Annotated in this window: 16 protein-coding genes; 6 read left to right on the top strand and 10 right to left on the bottom strand. The window is 41.1% G+C overall.

Features of this window, described 5'->3' with window-relative positions; all coding sequences use genetic code 11:
- Positions 1 to 12: 12 nt before the first annotated feature.
- The 3 genes from E4N69_RS10010 to E4N69_RS10000 form a co-directional block, all read right to left on the bottom strand.
- On the bottom strand, positions 13 to 1,404 hold the full coding sequence (locus E4N69_RS10010; protein WP_253823726.1) for a YfcC family protein: 1,392 nt from the start codon (positions 1,402 to 1,404) through the stop codon (positions 13 to 15).
- Positions 1,405 to 1,470: 66 nt separating this feature from the next.
- Entirely contained in the window at positions 1,471 to 2,610 is a 1,140-nt protein-coding gene (locus E4N69_RS10005; protein WP_253823725.1) for an amidohydrolase family protein, read from the bottom strand.
- 43 nt (positions 2,611 to 2,653) lie between these two features.
- Complete coding sequence (locus tag E4N69_RS10000; protein ID WP_253823724.1) at positions 2,654 to 4,135, bottom strand: YfcC family protein; 1,482 nt, start codon at positions 4,133 to 4,135, stop codon at positions 2,654 to 2,656.
- A gap of 53 nt (positions 4,136 to 4,188) precedes the next feature.
- Here E4N69_RS10000 and E4N69_RS09995 point away from each other — a divergent pair, with 53 nt between their 5' ends.
- The gene (locus tag E4N69_RS09995; protein WP_162664160.1) at positions 4,189 to 4,965 is read left to right on the top strand and encodes a MerR family transcriptional regulator; all 777 of its coding nucleotides are present in this window, start codon (positions 4,189 to 4,191) and stop codon (positions 4,963 to 4,965) included.
- Positions 4,966 to 5,071: 106 nt separating this feature from the next.
- Here E4N69_RS09995 and E4N69_RS09990 read toward each other — a convergent pair whose 3' ends face one another.
- Positions 5,072 to 5,566, bottom strand: coding sequence for a flavodoxin domain-containing protein (locus E4N69_RS09990; RefSeq protein WP_253823723.1), 495 nt, complete (start codon positions 5,564 to 5,566; stop codon positions 5,072 to 5,074).
- Between the two features lie 101 nt (positions 5,567 to 5,667).
- On the bottom strand, positions 5,668 to 6,492 hold the full coding sequence (locus E4N69_RS09985) for an SDR family NAD(P)-dependent oxidoreductase (protein ID WP_253823722.1): 825 nt from the start codon (positions 6,490 to 6,492) through the stop codon (positions 5,668 to 5,670).
- A gap of 381 nt (positions 6,493 to 6,873) precedes the next feature.
- Here E4N69_RS09985 and E4N69_RS09980 point away from each other — a divergent pair, with 381 nt between their 5' ends.
- Together E4N69_RS09980 and E4N69_RS09975 are read left to right on the top strand one after the other, a co-directional pair.
- A complete protein-coding gene (locus tag E4N69_RS09980; RefSeq protein WP_162664157.1) occupies positions 6,874 to 7,377 on the top strand; it encodes an OmpA family protein in 504 nt (167 codons plus the stop codon).
- 44 nt (positions 7,378 to 7,421) lie between these two features.
- The gene (locus E4N69_RS09975) at positions 7,422 to 8,462 is read left to right on the top strand and encodes an OmpL47-type beta-barrel domain-containing protein (RefSeq protein WP_253714256.1); all 1,041 of its coding nucleotides are present in this window, start codon (positions 7,422 to 7,424) and stop codon (positions 8,460 to 8,462) included.
- A gap of 145 nt (positions 8,463 to 8,607) precedes the next feature.
- Here the strand turns inward: E4N69_RS09975 and rlmN are convergent, their stop codons facing one another.
- From rlmN to E4N69_RS09950, 5 genes are all read right to left on the bottom strand, one after another.
- Positions 8,608 to 9,633: a dual-specificity RNA methyltransferase RlmN gene (gene rlmN, locus E4N69_RS09970; RefSeq protein ID WP_162664847.1), complete on the bottom strand. Its 1,026-nt coding sequence runs from the start codon at positions 9,631 to 9,633 to the stop codon at positions 8,608 to 8,610.
- A 59-nt stretch (positions 9,634 to 9,692) separates the two neighbouring features.
- Positions 9,693 to 10,844: a tetratricopeptide repeat protein gene (locus E4N69_RS09965; protein ID WP_162664156.1), complete on the bottom strand. Its 1,152-nt coding sequence runs from the start codon at positions 10,842 to 10,844 to the stop codon at positions 9,693 to 9,695.
- The gene (locus E4N69_RS09960; protein ID WP_162664155.1) at positions 10,837 to 11,169 is read right to left on the bottom strand and encodes a hypothetical protein; all 333 of its coding nucleotides are present in this window, start codon (positions 11,167 to 11,169) and stop codon (positions 10,837 to 10,839) included. Before E4N69_RS09960 ends, E4N69_RS09965 begins: the two co-directional genes overlap by 8 nt.
- A gap of 459 nt (positions 11,170 to 11,628) precedes the next feature.
- A complete protein-coding gene (locus tag E4N69_RS09955; protein WP_253823721.1) occupies positions 11,629 to 13,326 on the bottom strand; it encodes an FAD-dependent oxidoreductase in 1,698 nt (565 codons plus the stop codon).
- A gap of 227 nt (positions 13,327 to 13,553) precedes the next feature.
- Positions 13,554 to 15,656, bottom strand: a complete 2,103-nt coding sequence (locus E4N69_RS09950; protein ID WP_253823720.1) for a methyl-accepting chemotaxis protein — start codon at positions 15,654 to 15,656, stop codon at positions 13,554 to 13,556.
- A 445-nt stretch (positions 15,657 to 16,101) separates the two neighbouring features.
- On the opposite strand from E4N69_RS09950, the gene lepB reads away from it, so the two are divergent.
- From lepB to E4N69_RS09935, 3 genes are read left to right on the top strand one after another with little or no spacing between them, the layout of a single operon-like run.
- Entirely contained in the window at positions 16,102 to 17,832 is a 1,731-nt protein-coding gene (gene lepB / locus E4N69_RS09945; protein ID WP_253823719.1) for a signal peptidase I, read from the top strand.
- The gene (locus tag E4N69_RS09940) at positions 17,833 to 19,005 is read left to right on the top strand and encodes a thymidine kinase (protein ID WP_253714252.1); all 1,173 of its coding nucleotides are present in this window, start codon (positions 17,833 to 17,835) and stop codon (positions 19,003 to 19,005) included.
- Complete coding sequence (locus E4N69_RS09935) at positions 18,996 to 19,268, top strand: hypothetical protein (protein ID WP_253823718.1); 273 nt, start codon at positions 18,996 to 18,998, stop codon at positions 19,266 to 19,268. The genes E4N69_RS09940 and E4N69_RS09935 overlap by 10 nt, the downstream gene beginning before the upstream one ends.
- The last annotated feature ends 180 nt before the right edge of the window (positions 19,269 to 19,448 follow it).

Raw genomic sequence — 19,448 nt, 5'->3', positions numbered from 1 at the left:
TATACAATAGATTTAAACGTACACCAAAACCGATAGAGCGGCAAAGATAATCTGCAATACTATCATAATCAAAAATAAAGGCGCCATAAATTTATACCACTTATTTATTGGTATCCCCATAAGACCGCATTCAACAGCACATGCTGTAGGCCAAAACATATTTGAGAAACCGTCTCCAAATTGATAAACCAATACGGCTGTCTGACGGCTTAAATGTATAATATCGGCGACGGGAGTCATAATAGGCATTGTAATTGCAGCTTGACTTGAAGAACCGGTAATAAAAAAATTTATTATATTCTGAATAAAGAGCATCCCAATGGCGGATATATATTTTGTTCGTCCGTATAAAATACTCGATAAATAGTAAACAATTGTGTCGGATATTTTTGCATTTTGCATTACCAATACAATACCTCTGGTAAATCCTACAACCATCATAGAGCCTACCATACTTTGAGTCGATTTAATAAAAGTTTTACATATTTTATCCGTCGAATATCCTGAAGTTATTCCGGTTATAATCATCATCATAAGGTACATCGCCGCAATTTCATTAATATACCATCCCAGTTTGGTTGTCCCATAAAGCAACATAGCGATTGTAAAAACAAACAACATCAAACAAATTTTTTGTCTTACTGTTATAACAGCTTCTTTCTGTTTAAAAGGGAAAATAAGCGTCCGTTCTTCGCCGTATAAAATAGACTTTTTAGGATCTTTTTTTACTCTTCTTGCGTACTGCAGTAGATATAAAATAACCGTTACTTCAAATACAATAAAAATTAAAATTCGATATTCAATCCCGGAATACATACTGATGCCGGCAATACTTTGCGCAATACCTACTGAAAACGGATTTGTCGTAGCTGCAGCAAATCCGGTAGCAACTCCGACAAACACTATAGCGCCTCCTACTACGGCATCATATCCTAAGGCAGTAACAATCCCTATAAAGACAGGCACCATACCGTATACTTCTTCATAAATTCCCATCGTTGAACCAAGGACGCCAAAGATGAGCATACCGACAGGAATAATCAAATATGTTTTTTTACCCAACGCTTTTATAAGAATATTTATCACACTGTTTAATGTTCCGTTATCAATCAACAGATATACATAACCATAAGCAAAAATCATTAAAAACATTATTCCGGCTGCACTGACATACCCTTTTTGAAGCGTCAAAAAAATATCAAAGAAATGAGGCTTTATACCCTCCGCATAATGAAAGCTATCGGGAATAATTATCATTTTTCCCGAACTTTCATCCAGCACTCTATCAAATTCTCCAGACGGAATAATATATGCAAGTGCTATAACCGATAACAGAATAATACCTAATATCACATAAGTATGAGGCATTTTAATATTAAGAAGCTTATTCTTAAACTGTATCATAGCCGCTCCATTATTAGAACTACACTGATTATACTGTGAGATATCGCTAAAAACTCGGGTATATTTTTAGCGACCCCTTATAGGTTTTCCTGCAATATATACAGTTTCAACATTCGTATCATAATCAAACGGATGTTTTGACCAAATTACCACATCTGCATCTTTTCCTACAAGAATTTCGCCTTTTCTATCATCAATGCCCAATACTTCAGCAGGATTCTTTGTTATAGATTTTAAACCTTCAATTTCATCCAAGCCTGCGCGAACGGACTGCGCTGCATAAACCGATAAATAATATATTGGCGTAACATCATGATCTGCTGTAATACATATTTTTATGCCGGCTTTATTTAAAATCCCTGCCGTTTTAAAACTTCTGGACATGCTTTCCAATTTTGAGCGCGGGTACATGGTTGGGCCAAGAATAACAGGATATTTATGTGCAGCCAAATGATCGATTATAGCTTCTCCATCGGTACAATGGATGATAACCAAATCAATATCGTATTCCTTACATATTCTTATAGCTGTACATATATCGTCACAACGGTGCGCATGAGCATGGAACGGAATCTTTTTATCTATTGCTAAAAGCATATTTTCTTTTCCTATATCCCGCTTAAAATAATCGCCCCGTTTCAAAGCTTCGTCCTTTCTATATTTATAATCAAGGCTCTCTTCTATACATTTACGCAAAAGGTACGCGTTTCCCATTCTCGACTTAAAAACATATCCGGCCTTTTTCGGATTCTCGCCGAAACTGCATTTTATTGCGGCTTTCCGTTTTATCAACATCTCTTCAACTGTTCTACCATATAATTGGATAACGCTATTCATTCCTCCAATTACACTATCGCTACCGGGACATACACAAGCGCATGTTACCCCGTGAGCAGTTGCTTCTTGTACAGCAGAATCGAAGGGATATATTGCATCGATTGTATCAAGATACGGCATAACTGCTTCACTATAATCATTGCAATCATCTCCGATCGCTCCGCGGCCTTCTTCACTAATGCAAATATGACTGTGAGCATCAATCAGTCCCGGTGTTATATATTTATTTGAAGCATCACAAATTTCTTCATTTTTATCGGCATCCAATGTTTCTGCAATTTCGGTTATTTTTCCATCAATAATTCTAATATCTTGCCGAACAAATCCGCCGGCTTGAAAGTTTAAAATATTTCCGTTCTTTATAAGCATAATTCCCTATCTCCTTTTCTTTTAAAAATATCATTGATTATTATTAATGATACCCTATAGTTACCGCAATTGTCATAAATACTATTTCTAGCAACAGCACGATAACAAAGAGCGGCGTAACAAATTTATACCATTTATCAATCGGCACACCCATTAAACCGCAGCCTAAAGCACAAGAGGTAGGCCAAAACATTTCCGCAAACCCATTACCGAATTGATAGGCCAACACGGCTATTTGCTTGCTTAAACCGATTAGTTCAGCAGTAGGAGCCATAATCGGCATTGTAATTGTCGCTTGACTGGAAGAACCCGTAATAAAAAATTTTATGATATTCTGCAAGAAGAGCATTCCAAAGGCAGATATATATTTACTTGTTTCCGAAAGTAGGGATACCAAATAATAGACAATCGTATCTGAAATCATTCCGTCCTTCATAACAATTAAAATCCCACGGGTAAATCCTACAATTAACATTGATGATACCATAGACTTTGTAGATTCGATAAATGTCTTACATATTTCCGTAGCGGAATAACCGCTCGCAATGCCTGCAAATATCATCATCATTAGAAACATGGCTGCTATTTCGTCAATATACCAACCAAGTTGAGTCGTGCAATATAATAATATACCTAAGGTAACAAAAAAGATAAGCAAACAAACTTTTTGCCTTCCGGTCATTTTTATACTTGTCAGTTCCTCAATACTTTTCTCTTTTATGATATAAGGATCGGAACCGTATAGTATCGATTTTTCAGGAGTTGCTTTTATTTTTGCAGCATAGCGCATTATATAAAATATTGCAGCAGCTTCAAATACAACAAAAACCGCAATTCTTAATCCTAATCCCGAATAAGCGGCCACGCCTGCCACGTCTTGAGCAATAACGACATTATACGGATTAAAAGTACCTGCGGCATATCCGATCGTAACCCCCAGATATACCATTGCACCACCGACTATTGCATCGTAACCTAACGCTATTGCTATTCCTACAAAAACAGGGAAAAGACCATATACCTCTTCAAAAATCCCCATTGTTGAACTTAACACTCCAAGAACAAGCATGACTATCGGAATCATAAGCTGTACATGTTTACCGACAAGTCTAACGAGTGCTCCAAGAGAAGCATCCATCGTTCCATTTTTTACCAGTACATATACAAATCCGTATGCAAATATAATTAAAAACATAATATTGGCTGCATCGACATACCCTTTCTGTAAAGAGAGAAATATATCAAAAAATCCTGGAGCTTTAGTATCAATAAATTGAAAACTGCCGGGAACGACGACCATTTTTCCGGATATTGGTTCCTTTACTCTTTCATATTGCCCTGCCGGTATGATGTGGGTAAGGATGGTCATAATAATAAGAATACTTATGAGAATTACATAGGTATGGGGAACTTTAATACGTTCAAACCATTTTTTTGCTACCACAGTGTCAGACATACAAATACCTCCTGTAAAATGAGAAGTGCAGGTAATCCGCAGCTCTCTTATAAAAAATCCAATAGCCATTTATTTAAGGTAACCGGTTCTTTAGATTTATCATAAAGCTTAAAGTAACTTGAATGTCAACAAAAATTTTATTATTATTTCGTTCTATGAATAAGGACTTAACAATCGGCGAAGTTTCGGAGCTTTTAAATATCTCCTGTCCGACATTACGGTATTGGCAAAAGGAAAATATTTTTCCTGTTAATCAAGATGGTATGAATAATTATAGAAAATATTCGGTTGCAGATTTAGTCAATATTGCCGAAATCTCGTTTTATCGCAATCTTGGTATTCCTATAAAAGAGATGCGCCGGTTTAATATGTTAAATTTAAATGATTACGAAAAAATACTTAATGATGCCTATACAGACTTTGAAACAAAAATAAACAATTATAAAATAATGTTGAAAAAAATTATTTTAAAAAACCGACAAATAAAAAACATAAAAGAGCTAAAAAATACAGAATATGCGTATGAAGATATACCCTTTAACTATGTTGTAAAGTTTGATTACGGAGACAAGCAAAAGCTAATACAATACGCGAATAATCCTTCTCTCTATGTACGTTGCATTAACAGCTCGGATATTAATGATGATGAGAGGGGTATTATTACGCAATATCCCGATAAAACGGATAAAATTCTTTGGGAAAAAACTGAAAAACAGCGTTATATTGTTTTTCTTGTAGAAGAAATTGTAAATCGAAATTTCTTAAACAATATCCCTGAAAAGCTAAAAATAATACATAAAAGACATAGGACGGGAAAAATTCTCGTAAACTATTTAATAAGCGAAAGCATACGCAATCAAAGAATAGATTATCTAAAAGCCTATATAGAAATACTTTAAGGAACCTCTAAAAACTGATTCACAGTCCACAAAGCGGATAACTTAATGAATTTCATTACAGAACAAGCCGATAGGCTTGCCGTTTTTAGAGGTTCCCAGGCAAAACTTATTTTGCAAATACCGGCTGAACGGCTTTTACCCATTCGTCGATTTTTTCGTTCACTTTAGCATCGCCCTTGTCCAAGCACAGACCGAGCATTCTGCCGCCTCTTTCCATGCGGGAGAACTTAAATTCATATCCGCAGGGGCATACATCACCGACAAAGCGGGCGCCGCTAAAGCGGAGCTTATCATAGAAGTCCGCAGCTCCGGAGCAGAAGCTGTCGGGATGGCGTTCTTGGCTTCCGACGCCGACAATCGCGACATTTTTCCCGGAAAAATCAACGGTGTGCAGCAGTTTTATTTTACCGCCCCAATCTTCCATTAATGCGCCGAAGAAATAGCTGGAGGACATCAGTATGACATTCTGGTAGTCCGCTATCGCATCAACTTTCGTATCTTTCATATTGTGCAAATCGGCTCCCAGCTTTTCCGCAATCTGCTTTGCAAAAGTTTCGGTTACGCCGCCTTTACTTGCATAAAAAATTCCTGTTTTGCTCATATAACGCTCCTATTGATGATGGATTTATCATTACTGACACATCAACTGTAACTATAATATAATCATTCCTATAGAAAAAGCAAGAATAAGTCTTATTTTCTTCAACAGGCATAGAGCTTTCGGACAATAAAGAGGGCTAAACGGCGAGGTAGTAAACGGTACAGGCTTATCAACAGAGCATAGGGAGCGTTATAGGGATACAAGAAGCCAATCCGCTTTTTATCCGCTAACGATGCAATAAAAGAACCGAGTTTATTCGCCGGTATGCCATGCCGTTCATCACGTTCCATCTTTGAGATACTCTTTGTGATTCTTCCGGAATACACATCGTTACCGGCATTCGATTTGTTACGAACATCCGTAAACGGAGTTGCGACATCTCCCGGCATAATAAGCGCACACTGTATACCAAACGGGAAAACTTCAGCGGCAAATGCTTCCAACAATTTCCCAAGCGCTGCTTTGGAAGCGGAGTAAAAGGCCTGAAAAGGAATGGCAATTTCTCCTGCGACCGAACTCACCGCGAGAATCTTTCCAAAGCATTGCTTCCTCATGTATGAAGCGGCTGTCTTCATCGTTAAAAAAGCGCCGAAAAAATTTACATCCAGCTGTTTTTTTGCATCCTCAAGCTTCGTAAACTCAACGGCTCCCGAAATACCGAAACCGGCAGCACAGACACAGACATCCAATCGAGCTTCCCGTTCCCATACCTCGGCAAAAACTTTGATCAATGCATCTTCATCTGTTACATCCGCAGAAAAATGCTCGCCATATTCAGGTACTTGACCGTTAAGTGTGCGCCTACTGACGGTATACACAGTATAACCGCTATTGTTTAAAGCTTTGACCGTTTCCAAGCCGATTCCGCTTGTTCCGCCCGTTACCACTGCGACTTTTTTTGCCTTTTTTCCGTATTCCGTATTCATTGTGTTACCCCATACTATCGAATCTTGCACGCTACCGTAGCTATGATAATGCATAATATACAAAAAAAACTCAGCTAGAAATAGGCTTTTTAAAAAAGAGGCTTGACAAAAAAATGGGGATGATAGTATAACATCTATGGTGTAGGAGCACCTTGGATATAAAGCTTACGAACGGTAAGAGAATACTTCACTTATCAATAACATATCTTTTGGCAAGAGTATCGGCCGATATTCTTTGAATCCCAGTAAAAAATGTCAATTTAAAATAATAACAGTACTAAACGGTTTGAAGAGAAGTTATAAAACTGGATGGAACTTTTAGAGACTTTAGTTTTCAAAAGTTTCCTTTATACAATACAAAAATTTTGAGGAGGTCAAAATTTGAGCAAGCTAAAAGGTATTCTTCTGTTGCTGATCGCGGTAATTGTGATGGGATGTACTACACAACCTAAGCAGCAGAAGGAAGAAAAGCCTGTTGCAGAAACGCAGCAGGTTGAAAATGCCCCTGCGGAAGAGAAAATAGATGAGCCGCAGCAAAGCGAGAAAAATAATACCGGCAACGAAACGACGGTTTATTTTGCTCCGAAGACGTATAAGATTGATACGTTCACCGCACATAAGTTGGACAGTATTGCCGAACTGTTGAAAGCGAAGGATGTAACACAGATAAAAATTGTCGGACATTGTGCAAAATTGGATAGCACAAAAGAAGAAGAAAAACTGTCGTTACAACGTGCGTATGCCGTCGCACAGTATTTTGAATCAACCGGAGCCTTTACAGCGGGTAATATTACCATATCGGCGGAAGGGGCTGAGCACCCCGCAGGATCTCATGCGGAAATTTCCGAACGGAAACACAACCGCAGAGTTGAAATTTATTATTAAAAAAGATGCGGAGTCATCTTTTATAGTATTTGGAGGTAGGATTTATGAAGAAATCACTCTTTGCCGCTGCTTTTGCGGCTCTTTGCTTCTCAGTTTGGGCACAAGTGCCTGAAACAATGACCCATGATTATCAACGCGCGGCAATGCAATACCGTAACGGTGATAAACATTTTGTCAACAGCGATGTATTCTTTAAGCTTAATTCGGCAGATAAAGAGACGGGTCTCGATTTTGTCGAATTCTCACTGGACGGTTCGAGCTTTATGACTTATCGCAATCCCTTCCAGATCTTGGAAGAAGGTAAACATGATATTTCATATCGTGGTTTCGATAACAGCAAAAACCTTGAAGTTGCAAAAACCCTTTCGGTAATTGTCGACAATACTGCGCCCAAAACGACGCTGAATACAACTGAACCGTTATTTTACAAAGGTTTAGCTGCTTACTGCTCTGCAGAGACAAAATGGTATATTTCGGCAATCGATGATTTAACCGGTTCCGGGACTGCGGGAGCTTATATCGGCACAGATTTGGATTCTTTAGCACTCCATGGTAATGGGAAAGAAGATGAAGGTGCTTATTACTCTATAAGCGAAGAAGGACCCGCAAAGATATATTATACAGCTGTTGATAACGTCGGCAACTTAGCTCCTATTTCGGTAACATCCGTTATCGTTGATACAACCGCTCCGACTGTTTTTATCGAAAACAGTGATCGCCTTATCAATAAAGATGATGCATACATGATTTTCCCGAGTTCCGATGTCGTTGACGAAGAGGGACGTATTATCGTTTCAACCAAAGAATCGGTGGCATTTGGTGCGACCGACGAACTTTCCGGTGTTGATGCACTTTATGTCAAAATCAACGATGCCGATTACGTTAAGTATATCGAGCCGCTCCATTTTTCTACCGACACTGTTTACAATATCGATGTAAAAGCAATTGATAACGTCGGTAACGTATCGGAGCCCGTCTCATACAAGTTCTACGTAGATAAGATCACTCCTGCATCTGACATAGAGATTATCGACAGAGAGGGAAACGAACCGGCGACATGGAGCGTTCCCGCCGATGGTCAATAAATCGGGTACACTGAAACTTCAACAGTGTTGTTCAGCTGCGCTATTTTAGCGGTTGAAACTTAACCTTTAGTTAACCGGAGCACCGATTAATCCGACCAGGATTAGTCGGTGCTTTTTTTATATGCTGAGATTTCTAAAAATATAGTTAGATTTGCTTTGTACCGGAGTATTTCGGTTCGGTACGTCCTTTTTTACCTAATTGCCCACAGGCGCCGCCGATAGTTCTGCCACGCTTTTGGCGAACTGTTACATTGAGATTTTCCGCTGTTAAATAATTATAGAATGATCGTATTTCGGAATCGGAAGGAGTGTTATACGGTAATTGCTGCACGGGATTCCACGGGATAAGGTTGATATGAACGTTGAGTCCTTCGGCGAAAGCGCGTACTTGCTGCGCAGCTTTATAGGAAGTGTTTACATCTTTAAGCAGCGCGAGTTCCAGAGTTACCCGCTTATCGGTTTTATCATTAAAATAGCGGATTGCCTTTTTTAATTCGCTGAGCGGATTTGCTTTTGTAACCGGCATCAAGGTTGTTCGCAAGTCTTCGTCCGCGGTCGTCAACGAAACGGCTAGGCGAATATCGAGTTTGCTATCTGCAAGCTCATAAATGCCTTTGCAGATACCGGACGTGGAAAGCGTTATCCGCCTGTGTGAAAGATTTCTGCCCTTGGGGTGAGTAAGAACGGCTATAGTTTTTGCGATACTGTCGAGGTTTAATAACGGTTCGCCCATGCCCATAAACACGATATTGTCCAACTTACCGCAGATTTTTTCCAGATGCAAAAATTGTTCTACAATTTCGTTGGGGCTAAGATTACGCAAACAACCGAGCTGGCCTGTTTGGCAGAAGGTACAGCCCATCGGGCAGCCGACTTGGCAGGAAACACAGGCAGTCCTACGCGAAGCTTTATCAAACAGCAGTACCGTTTCAATGCTGCTGCCGTCATGCAAGCCTATTCCGAGTTTTACCGTACCGTCAGGATCTTTCAACACGGTTTCGCATACAGTATCGCACGGCGTATATTCATCGGTAAGTCGTTCCCTCACTTTAAGTGGAAGATTTGTCATACCTTCAAACGACGAACACCCCTGCGCAATCCATTGAAAAATTTGTATAGAGTGAAAGCGTTGCGGTAAATTGCATACCGCATCAATTTCTTCCGGCAGCATTCCCGAAAGGGCTGTTTTTTTTACAATGCCGTTATCGCTCTGTCCCAATCACCACTGCCTTAATTTTGTAATGAAAAAAGGGTATCGCTTACTGCTTGGTTTTTAATGCCGTACTGTTGGAACGCTTGCAGTACTTCAATCGCTTTGGCTTTTTCGTTTATGTGAATATAACAGTCGGCAAGTTCAAGGTAAATACGATAGTTTTTCCGATCTGCCTGCAACAAATGCGTTAAACTGGTTATTGCTTCATCATATTTTCCCTGTATCTTGCACAGAATCGCAAGCCCAAGTATCGCATAAGAATCATAATCGATATCGAGCGCACGCTGATAAATCTGCTCGGCTTTTTCATAATCGCCGATGTGCCGGTATGCATCGCCCATACGGGTAAGAATTACTTTATTATTCGGATCTTTACTCAGAATTGCTTCCCAGTATTTTATTGAATGTTGCTGCTGCTTCATACCACGATAACAATCGGCAAGACCAAAAAGTCCGTAAAAATTATCGGGATCTTTTTCAAGCGCTTTCTCAAAATAATACACACCGCGGTCGAATTGCTTCATCTTTCGGTAACAATTTCCAATCGATGTTAAGATACGGATATCGACATTTTCAGGATTTTGATCAAAAATCTTTTGCCAATAAACGAGCGCTTCTCGATACTTTTTAAAATCATAATGGAGGTGCCCCAAGCCGATGAGCGCATAAGGATTGTTCTCTTCGATCTCAAGTACTTTCAAATAGAGTTTTTTTGAATTTTGAAAATCATGTATCTTTCGATATGCATCAGCAACGCGGGTAAAGACGGTAATGTTTGCATTATCATGCTCAAGGTACTGTTCCCAAATTTCTATTGCCTTAGCATATAAATTCATATTTTTATAGCAATCTGCTAATCCGAACAAAGCATAATTATTCCCCGGATGGTGCCGTAAACATTCACTATAGTATTCTGCGGCTTCTTTGCATTTATTCCGCTTTCGTGCGGCATCTCCAAGTCCGACAAGGGCATAATTATTGTTTTCATCAAGTTCCAACATTTTTTTAAATTCAGCTTCTGCCCGATCAATTTCATTTGCTTTTAAGAGAAGGTAGCCCTCGCGTGAAAGCTTTGTAAGTTCATCGGTTCCTTCTGCGTGAGGAAGCTCTTGAGCAGGAAATAACGAATCGGTCTGCTCGGAATAACCATTTTCAATACTTTCAAACATTTTCTACTCCTTTTGTTTCAGTATCTATTAACACTCTAATGAGCCGAACAAGCGAATCAATAATCGGGTCGGATTTTCGTTTATTTTTCGCAAGACAATACATGCGGAGCGCTTCCAGTGTATTATCATGCGCAATATAGTAATCGCCGACTCTTGTAAGCCCGTCCGAATAACCGGTCGTAACAAAGATACGTTGAGCTTCGTTTATAAAGCCTTCGTTAAAGAGTTGGTTCCCGCGCCGGTTTAATACTACCTTTTGTTCAGAACTGAGAGGAGTGAGTGCGTTTTCCGTTACTTTAATAAAATGCTTATTGTCCGATTCCATTTTGCTTCGTCTTTAATAAATTCATAAACTTTTCTGAAAAACAGAACGATTTATTTTTAATACTGATGCACTTATTCTATAAGATAGGTGCGTTTATTGCAAGCCCCCGCATTTGCTGCACGAAAATCTGTTTTAAGAAGGTGCCTTAATTAGCTGATGGGAAACAAAACTAACTTGTTTAGTTCCGCATGTACGATGTTTTGCGCTTCATCTTCTTCAAAAGCATATTCCCTAAAATACCGCCCGAGGTTACGAAAATAAGATACAGCCATCCTGAAAGCGAAAAATGCGCAATCGGAGTAAACAGAGCGCCTATCACCAGTCCTACATTGATGAGATTCACCGAAAGCTTAAACGACGATACATCGCAATAATCGAACCAATGACAAGGTTTAAAATATCGAATTTGGACAGCCCTTCCTTTTCTGCCGGCATATCGGAGCCCTGCAAATTACGATCCTAATTAAAATTGTACTTCGTAACAATGGGTTTCCGGCCGTTTTTTATATCGTTGAAATACTCATATACGCTTAAGCCCAAAAACGAACCCATGATATTGTATACATTCTTGTACCCACGACCTTGCATCGCACAAATCGCATTGTAACTGCGCTGGCTGGATCGGCAATGCACATACACAGGTTTATCCTTCGGAATCTCGTGCATCCGTTCCCTGAGTTGGCTTAAAGGAATATTGACTGCGTTTATAATATGCCCCATCTCGAATTCACGCGGTTCGCGCACATCGATAATACAGGCATTCTTTTCCACTAATTCGCGTACCATCGTAACAGGCACCTGGTTGAACACACCGTTCAAAATATTCATTCCCACCAGCGCCGCATGGTTTACAACGTCTTTAGCGGTTCCGAACATGGGTGAATAACACAGCTCGAGCTCTTTTAGATCCTCAAGCGTACCGTTCAGCATGATAAACGAAGCAATAACATCGACACGCTTATCGACATTACCCTTTCCAACAGCCTGTGCCCCCAGAATTCTTCCCGACGGTTTTTCAAAGATAAGTTTGAAAAAGAGCGGATTCGAGGCGGGCATAAGACCGACCTTATCGCCCGGAATAACATACACATAATCGTACTGGATGCCGTTCTTTTTGCAGTCCTTTTCGTTAAGACCGGTGCAGGCAGCATTGTAATCAAAACAATGGATAACCGAAGAACCGATAACGCCCGTGTTTCTGTGCGGTATGCGGTACATATCGTCGGCAGCGGCACGAGCCTGCCGCTGGGCGGGGCCTGCAAGCGTAAGGCGTGTCTTTTTGTTGGTAATAAAATGCGTTACTTCTATGGCATCCCCGACGGCATAAATCCCGTCTACATTTGTTCGGTAATTATGGTCAACTAAAATGGCACCTGTTTCGCCGAGCGTCACTCCTGCGGTCTTTGCCAGTTCCGTTTCGGGGCGTACACCAAGCGCCATAATAACGGCGTGCGCTTTCTCCTTTTTTCCGCTTTCCAGTACAATAAAATCGTTCCCGATTTCCTTAATGCCGTCGCCCAGAATAAGATTAATGCCCTTATCGTGCAATTCTTTATGTAGAATTTGTGCCATATCGTAATCGAAGGGAGCCATAACCTGATCCAATTTTTCGACAAGCGAAACATTTTTCCCTGCAAGCCGGAAATTTTCTGCAACTTCCATACCGATAAAACCTGCGCCAATAACAGCAATATCGTCTATCTTATTGGCATGAACATAATCGTCTATCTTTTTTATATCGACTACGTTGCGTACAGTAAACACGTGCGGTTTATCATGCCCCTTAACGGAAGCGGGCACAATCGGCGAAGCACCGGGCGACAACACCAGCACATCATAAGCTTCTTCAAATTCCTTGCCGGAAGTCAAATCCTTTACGGTAACCGTTTTGGCCGCAGCATTTACCTTTAATACCTCGTGCGAGGTTTTTGCAATGATATTATATTGCTTTTTAAATTGCTCCGGCGTCATTAAAACGAGGTTCTCACTTGCAGGCACCATTCTGCTTAAGAAAAACGGCAGACAACAGTTAGAAAAAGAGACATTCGGTCCTCTTTCGAACATGATAATTTCGGCGCTTTCGTCCAAACGTCTTACACGGGCGGCGGCGGAAGCTCCGCCTGCGACGCCTCCGGCAATCACAACTTTTTTTGCCATATTATTCCTCCTGGTAAAGGCAGAGTCAATTTGAACTGCCCATTCATTATACAAGTCATTATAAAAATATATATAAAAAAATACGACACTTCTTCTCAGAATATATCGTATTCCGTTTATAGAAGGAGGAACGAGCGATTAAAGGTTGAATTGAAACGATGGAGATTCAAACAAGAAGGCGTCGAAGAATTGGGACACCTTCTTGTTTAAGTTTTCACGGAAGTCGGTTAAACTTTAAATTTATTAACTTCGGCTACTAAGCTTTCAATATTGTGTTTATTTTTTTGTGTAATTTCATTTACTTCCTGCACGGCATTATTTATTTGAACAGCTCCGGCAGCCATTTCATTCATACTGTCGGTAATGATACGGGTAAGATCGTTCAGTTTTTGCATTTCTTCAGCAACGCCTTCGCCCCCTTTGAGCATTTCGGCAGACCCCTCGCTTACTTCAACCGTTACCATATTGATATTTTTAATTGCGGTAAGCACTTCCTTGCTACCGTTTTCCTGTTCACGCATCGCTTCGGTCAGACGATCGCTCATCGATTTTACTTGTTCCGATAAGTTAAAGATGGTACTGAATTTTTCTTCAGCAGTTCTGGAAGAATCCGAAAGTGTTTCAATTTCTCCGCTTAAAATTTTCAGTGTTGCAGTTATTGCTTTACCTTGTGTTGCAGAATCTTCCGCAAGTTTGCGGATTTCGTCGGCGACAACCGCAAAACCTTTACCGGCTTCTCCTGCATGAGCTGCCTCTATAGCGGCATTCATAGCAAGTAGGTTTGTCTGCGAAGCAATATGCTGAATAACGCTCGACGCTTCCAACAAGCTGCCCGATTCCTCTGCAATTTTCTGTGTTACGGTATTGGCGGTCGCGACCGTCTCTTTCCCGTCCCCTGTTGCAGAGGCCAGCTTTTTAATAGCACCGTCGGTACTTTCAAGCGTCTTGGTAATTGAAGCGATATTTGCAACCATCTGTTCTATAGAAGAAGATGACTGCGCAACACTTTCCGCCTGCATTTCGATACTGCCATTAAGCTGCTTAATCGTTCGAACGATCTCTTCAATAGTGGCTGCCGTTTCGGTTACGCTTGCGGCTTGTGTCATTGCCTGTTGTTTTACACCTTCGATATTGGCGCTTATTTCGTTGATGGCGCTCGCGGTTTCTACCATGTTGGAAGCAAGCTCATTTCCGACTTCTTCCATCGATTGGCTATTTACGCCGACGGCACGTATCGATAATCCAATCTTCTCGATTGTTTCATTGAAGTATGCGGACAAATTCGTTATTTCATCATTCCCAAAAACCGGCAAGCGAACCGTTAAATCCCCTTCGCCGTGAGCAATATCTCCCAATGCAGCGACAACCGCCTGAACAGGCTGCATCATTTTATAGGCGATAATATACACAATGACAAGCGATAATACTAAAATAATAATACCGGTAAGCATAATGCCTTTGCGAAGCGCGTTCACGGTTCCCATAAATTCATCCACCGGAGCTTTTATAATAACCGTCCAGCCGGTTACCGGCACGGTAGCGTAAGAGGCTATATACCTGATATCATCATATTCATAATAGCCGACTTCACTTTTTTGAGTATCAAGTGCATGCTGGGTAAAAGCCGCTAAAGAGGTAAGCGATGAGTTTTTTTTGACTATTTCTAGCGGATTTTGTTTACTTGTTACCATCTCATAATTTTTATGCGCTATGACAGTCCCTGTTAATCCGAGTATATAACATTCACCGGTTTTTCCGACGATAATATTGCTTATCTCTTGGGAAAGCAATTTTGCCGGTGCCGCCGCACTAAGAACACCGATGATGGTATCCATGTCGTCATAGATCGGAACAGCAAAGAGTATTTGCATAGTATTCGTTATTTGCGAAAGGAATGGTTCCGTAATATAGTTTTTTCCCTTAGCAGCGGACTGAAACCATTCCCTGTCACTTACAAGCGTGAGGGATCTATGCGCGTCATACCGATTACCTTCGAGATCGCATACGCCGAAGTAATCTATATTTGTATTCCGTTCCGCTTCTATTGTTATCATTCGCGCCTTTTCCTGCAATGAAAGACTGTTATCACGTAAAAACGGCATACGGGCAAGTCCTTCTACAAATTGTACAAAGGAAGAGGCTCTTCCGTCGACAATCTCTGCAACGTCTGTTGCCTTGTCGGTAAGATGGACTTCAATTTTTTCCATAACGGCTTTACGGGCTGTTCTTATTGCCAAAGTTCCCAGCGTAATGCCCGCCGCTAAAATCAATAACCCGAAAAATAAAACGAGCTTATATCTAAGCGGGAAAATTCGTTTTCCGGTATTCATAAGATACCTCCCGTCTTGTAATGATGATTTCCGCACGTACGTATCGGGGGGGGGGGGGGGGGGGATTATACTTTTTTCATTCATTTTGTCAAGTATCTCCTTTTAATATCAAGATTACATCAAACTACCGCATTACATTGAATGCCGTGGAGGATCGTCCGTGTTAGCAGTGAATAGTTGATACAAGAATCCGCTACTATATGGAGTACTTCACTTGTAGGATGTGTAGCCGTTAAAACGGCCTATAGAGAAAAGCCGATATTATTGAATCCCCGTATATCAACTTTCTCTAATTAAGAGCAGATACTATCATTTTACTATTGACTGTTCAAGCGTTTAATTGCTTTATAATATTGAAATTAAAATATTGTTACACGATATACACCGAAAAATTGACATTCTAAATGATAACAGCTACAATAAACAACTATTTACGAGGTAATTCATGGCACTATTTTTCCGTGTTTGTTCGGGGCTGTCTTTCGTTTTTTCTCTCCTATTAATTGTCAATAATATGCATGGTTTAGCCTTTGTAGGAAGTGTTGCCGGTGTTATTTTCTCTTCCGCGCTCACTTACGCGCAATTAAAGTTAAACCGGAAGAGAACCTATATCTCACTCGTTTTTACGAGAAAGCTCTTTGACTACTGGCCGTTTGTTATGATAGCTTGCTTTGTATGCTCCCGTGCACTTGTAGAGCATTCACCTTATACAATGGATGCCATTCTTGCGCTGCTGTGGTTCGGTATCGTTATTTTAAAAGCAGTTACCGTTCATTATATGAAAAATAAACATTTGCAAAAATATTTCCCTGATATTACTCCCGTTCAATTAAAGAAAAAGATGCTTCCGCTCAAGGGTAAAAAGGACGGTGCAATACTAAAATCAATTCTTATCGAACTGCTCGAATGGGTGGATGCCGCTTTTTATGCGATCTTTTTTGTGCTATTAGTCAACATCTTTATTTTTCAGGTATACCGCATTCCATCGGAATCTATGGTGCCTGAATTTATGATCGGTGATACGGTTATCGGTGTTAAAACTCCTTCGGGGCCTTTTTTCCCGCTTTCTTCTTTTAGACTTCCGCAATGGAAAAAGTATCAGCGCGGCGATATCGTTATCCTGAACAACCCGAATTATCCTGATACGCCCAAGGCACGGCTTAAAACATTTATGTCGCAGTTGGTGTATATGCTCACCCTTGCACGAGTGAATCTTAATACCGATGACAACGGCAAACCGAAAGCGGATCCGCTGGTAAAGCGGGTTACCGGACTTCCCGGCGAAAAGCTGATGCTGGTCGACGGGGTTTTGTACGTTAAACACCGCAACGATACCGAATTTTTACCGGTAGAAGAAGATAGCCTCTATGCAAATTGGGATTTAGCGAGCCTTCCCATATCAGAACGCCGGTTAATCAAAGATATATATATCGGCTCCGAAGAACTGCGTATAATGGAAGCAGTTGAATCACAGCGAAAAGCACTCAACTTAAACGATGCGGTAAAGCAAACCGAATCACTTGTCAACCGACTTTCGCTTTTAAAAGGCAATAACGACACGGCGGCAGCTGCAGATTTCTTACAGGAAGCTGAATATGAGATGAGTGCACTCTTTCGTGCCAACGATACGATAAGCCGCGAAATTTTAACGACCAACGGCGGACTTGCATGGTTCCGCAGCTTTATGACGGGATGGATTCCCTATTGGCAAAGCGGCGATACACAGCAAGCTTCGTTATACGAAAAACGGTTTGCGCAGTTGAATGCACTTATCAAGCTCTGCTTCGGTAAAATCATTATCCGCAATATTGAACTGTTCCGCGCAAACGCTACCGCGGAGCAATTCATCAACGACGAAGTACGGAACAGTCTTTTACAAGAAGCGCAAACTTACGCCTTTTATCTTGCATGGACTAATCAGCGCAACATGAATGTATTTCCTGCCGGACAGGATGAGTACATTCCTGAGAATGCGTATTTTATGATGGGGGACAACCGGTTTAATTCAACAGATATGCGCCATACGACTGTTTTTAAGCTGACCTCCGTAGATAAAAACGATGCACAATCCATTCGATTTTTAAGTAATATTGAACCGAAATATGTCCCTGCGGAAAAAATACTCGGTACAACGATACTGCGGGTATTTCCCTTCTCGCGATTTGGAGCTTTATAAATGCAATTGGAACCCGCACAAGAACAGATTAATGCATGGTTTAAAAACCTTGGCTTTCCTTCTTTATTGATGCATGAGCCGAAAGCTCATTTTGACTTTACCACCGCCTCTCGCCGTATTCTCGTAGTAGGGCCGATGGGGTCAGGAAAAACAGAATATGCGGGACACGTATGGCGGGATGCGCAAGTCGCCCGCACTAAAAGCGGCGCCGTGCAAAAGCTGACCAGCGGAGCAAATTCTCAAAAAGATTTGTTTGATCCTGCAAGCGGTATCGGCTCGGCGGATAGGCGATATACCTTTTTTGCACGCTACAGCCTCGATAAAGAGCGTTTTCCCGACTATCCTGAGGATGCGCTTGCCTACCGCGGCGGTTATCAACGGTGCGGGGAACATATTGCGACGGTCGGTAATTCGTTTGCGCTTGAAAAGCTGTTGCAGGAAAATCCGCATATCGGTACATGGATTATCGATGAGGCAGCATTTTATGACGAACGGCTCGCATACGTGATTAAAAAAGAAAGCGACCGCCGCGGCCTTGTGTTTGTGATGCCGACCTTGCTGCTAAACTTCCGCGGCGAAATTTTCAATGCAACAGCGCGGCTGCTGGTAGAAACGGCAACGGAAATATATCCGTTCTCCGCTTATTGCGAACATCCAGACTGTCTGCAAAATGGCTACAATACCTATCGATACTACATTGTAAACGGCGTTGAATGCCCCGCCCTCTATTTTGATCCGCTGATTATCATCGGGGGAGACCGCAAAAAAGAAGACCCTTTTGAACCGAATTACTGTACCCGCTGCGATCAGCACCATTTTTTACCCGGTAAGCAGTACACGTTCTTTACGTTAAAGCCGCTTGGAATAGAAGCAAGCAGAGGAAATATGCAGCCGCTTATGCAGGAACTTGCGGCAATTCAAGATAATATGGAGCATTCCATATTATTTAATACGTTTAAGACTGAATATCTCGATTGCGCCAATCCTTCGCCTGAACGGATCAATGCGCTCCGTGTTCCCTGCATCGCAGAACGAGCGCTCATCTTCCTTTTTGCCGAACAGAATCTACTCTCCGCTGATCAAATGCGCACATTGGTAAAAGAGCTGCACTTAAATAAGGAGTATCTTGATAAGCGGCTATCCGACAACAAACGACCGCTTGTGTGGAACTGAACAGGCACATTATTTGTGCGGAAGGTTTGGTACCTTTGTTCTTATCCGTTCCCCATTATTTTCATCGGTTTTGTGTACCGGCTTGCCAGAATGCAAACGGAAATAAGCCGACAACGCCCAAGTACAAGATAACCTTTAGCGTAGATGAGGTCTTTACAGCAAAGACAAACAAAACAGAAATAAAAACCGATACTACCGTCGAAAAGGACAAAACCGTAGCCATTACCTTAAAGCCCGATGACGGCTTTAAGGTAATGGGCTGAACGCTTGACAATCAACACCCCCGACGCAGATCATTGCCGAGAAACGGCAGGTATTAAACCGCACGAATAAAAAAGATGATTTTTTCTCCATTTCTTTAGCCATTTTTGCATCAGTGCTTTATAAGAGATATTACTAACGGAGGCGAAAGATGGCTAAAAAACCATTTGAAGAATTAACAA

This window comes from Treponema sp. OMZ 906, from assembly GCF_024181185.1.
Lineage (GTDB): Bacteria > Spirochaetota > Spirochaetia > Treponematales > Treponemataceae > Treponema.
The sequence above is the reverse complement of the archived record's forward strand: the minus strand, read 5'-3'. Positions and strand labels throughout refer to the sequence as shown.

What these genes read in the sequence shown, in the direction of transcription:
- E4N69_RS09950 (WP_253823720.1), bottom strand. Translation starts at nt 15,656, where the DNA reads ATGAATACCGGAAAACGAATTTTCCCGCTTAGATATAAGCTCGTTTTA.
- E4N69_RS09965 (WP_162664156.1), bottom strand. Translation starts at nt 10,844, where the DNA reads ATGTTTGAAAGTATTGAAAATGGTTATTCCGAGCAGACCGATTCGTTA.
- E4N69_RS09975 (WP_253714256.1), top strand. Translation starts at nt 7,422, where the DNA reads ATGAAGAAATCACTCTTTGCCGCTGCTTTTGCGGCTCTTTGCTTCTCA.
- E4N69_RS09995 (WP_162664160.1), top strand. Translation starts at nt 4,189, where the DNA reads ATGTCAACAAAAATTTTATTATTATTTCGTTCTATGAATAAGGACTTA.
- rlmN (WP_162664847.1), bottom strand. Translation starts at nt 9,633, where the DNA reads ATGCTGCCGGAAGAAATTGATGCGGTATGCAATTTACCGCAACGCTTT.
- E4N69_RS10010 (WP_253823726.1), bottom strand. Translation starts at nt 1,404, where the DNA reads ATGATACAGTTTAAGAATAAGCTTCTTAATATTAAAATGCCTCATACT.
- E4N69_RS09985 (WP_253823722.1), bottom strand. Translation starts at nt 6,492, where the DNA reads ATGAATACGGAATACGGAAAAAAGGCAAAAAAAGTCGCAGTGGTAACG.
- E4N69_RS10005 (WP_253823725.1), bottom strand. Translation starts at nt 2,610, where the DNA reads ATGCTTATAAAGAACGGAAATATTTTAAACTTTCAAGCCGGCGGATTT.
- E4N69_RS10000 (WP_253823724.1), bottom strand. Translation starts at nt 4,135, where the DNA reads ATGGCTATTGGATTTTTTATAAGAGAGCTGCGGATTACCTGCACTTCT.
- lepB (WP_253823719.1), top strand. Translation starts at nt 16,102, where the DNA reads ATGGCACTATTTTTCCGTGTTTGTTCGGGGCTGTCTTTCGTTTTTTCT.
- E4N69_RS09940 (WP_253714252.1), top strand. Translation starts at nt 17,833, where the DNA reads ATGCAATTGGAACCCGCACAAGAACAGATTAATGCATGGTTTAAAAAC.
- E4N69_RS09990 (WP_253823723.1), bottom strand. Translation starts at nt 5,566, where the DNA reads ATGAGCAAAACAGGAATTTTTTATGCAAGTAAAGGCGGCGTAACCGAA.
- E4N69_RS09960 (WP_162664155.1), bottom strand. Translation starts at nt 11,169, where the DNA reads ATGGAATCGGACAATAAGCATTTTATTAAAGTAACGGAAAACGCACTC.
- E4N69_RS09955 (WP_253823721.1), bottom strand. Translation starts at nt 13,326, where the DNA reads ATGGCAAAAAAAGTTGTGATTGCCGGAGGCGTCGCAGGCGGAGCTTCC.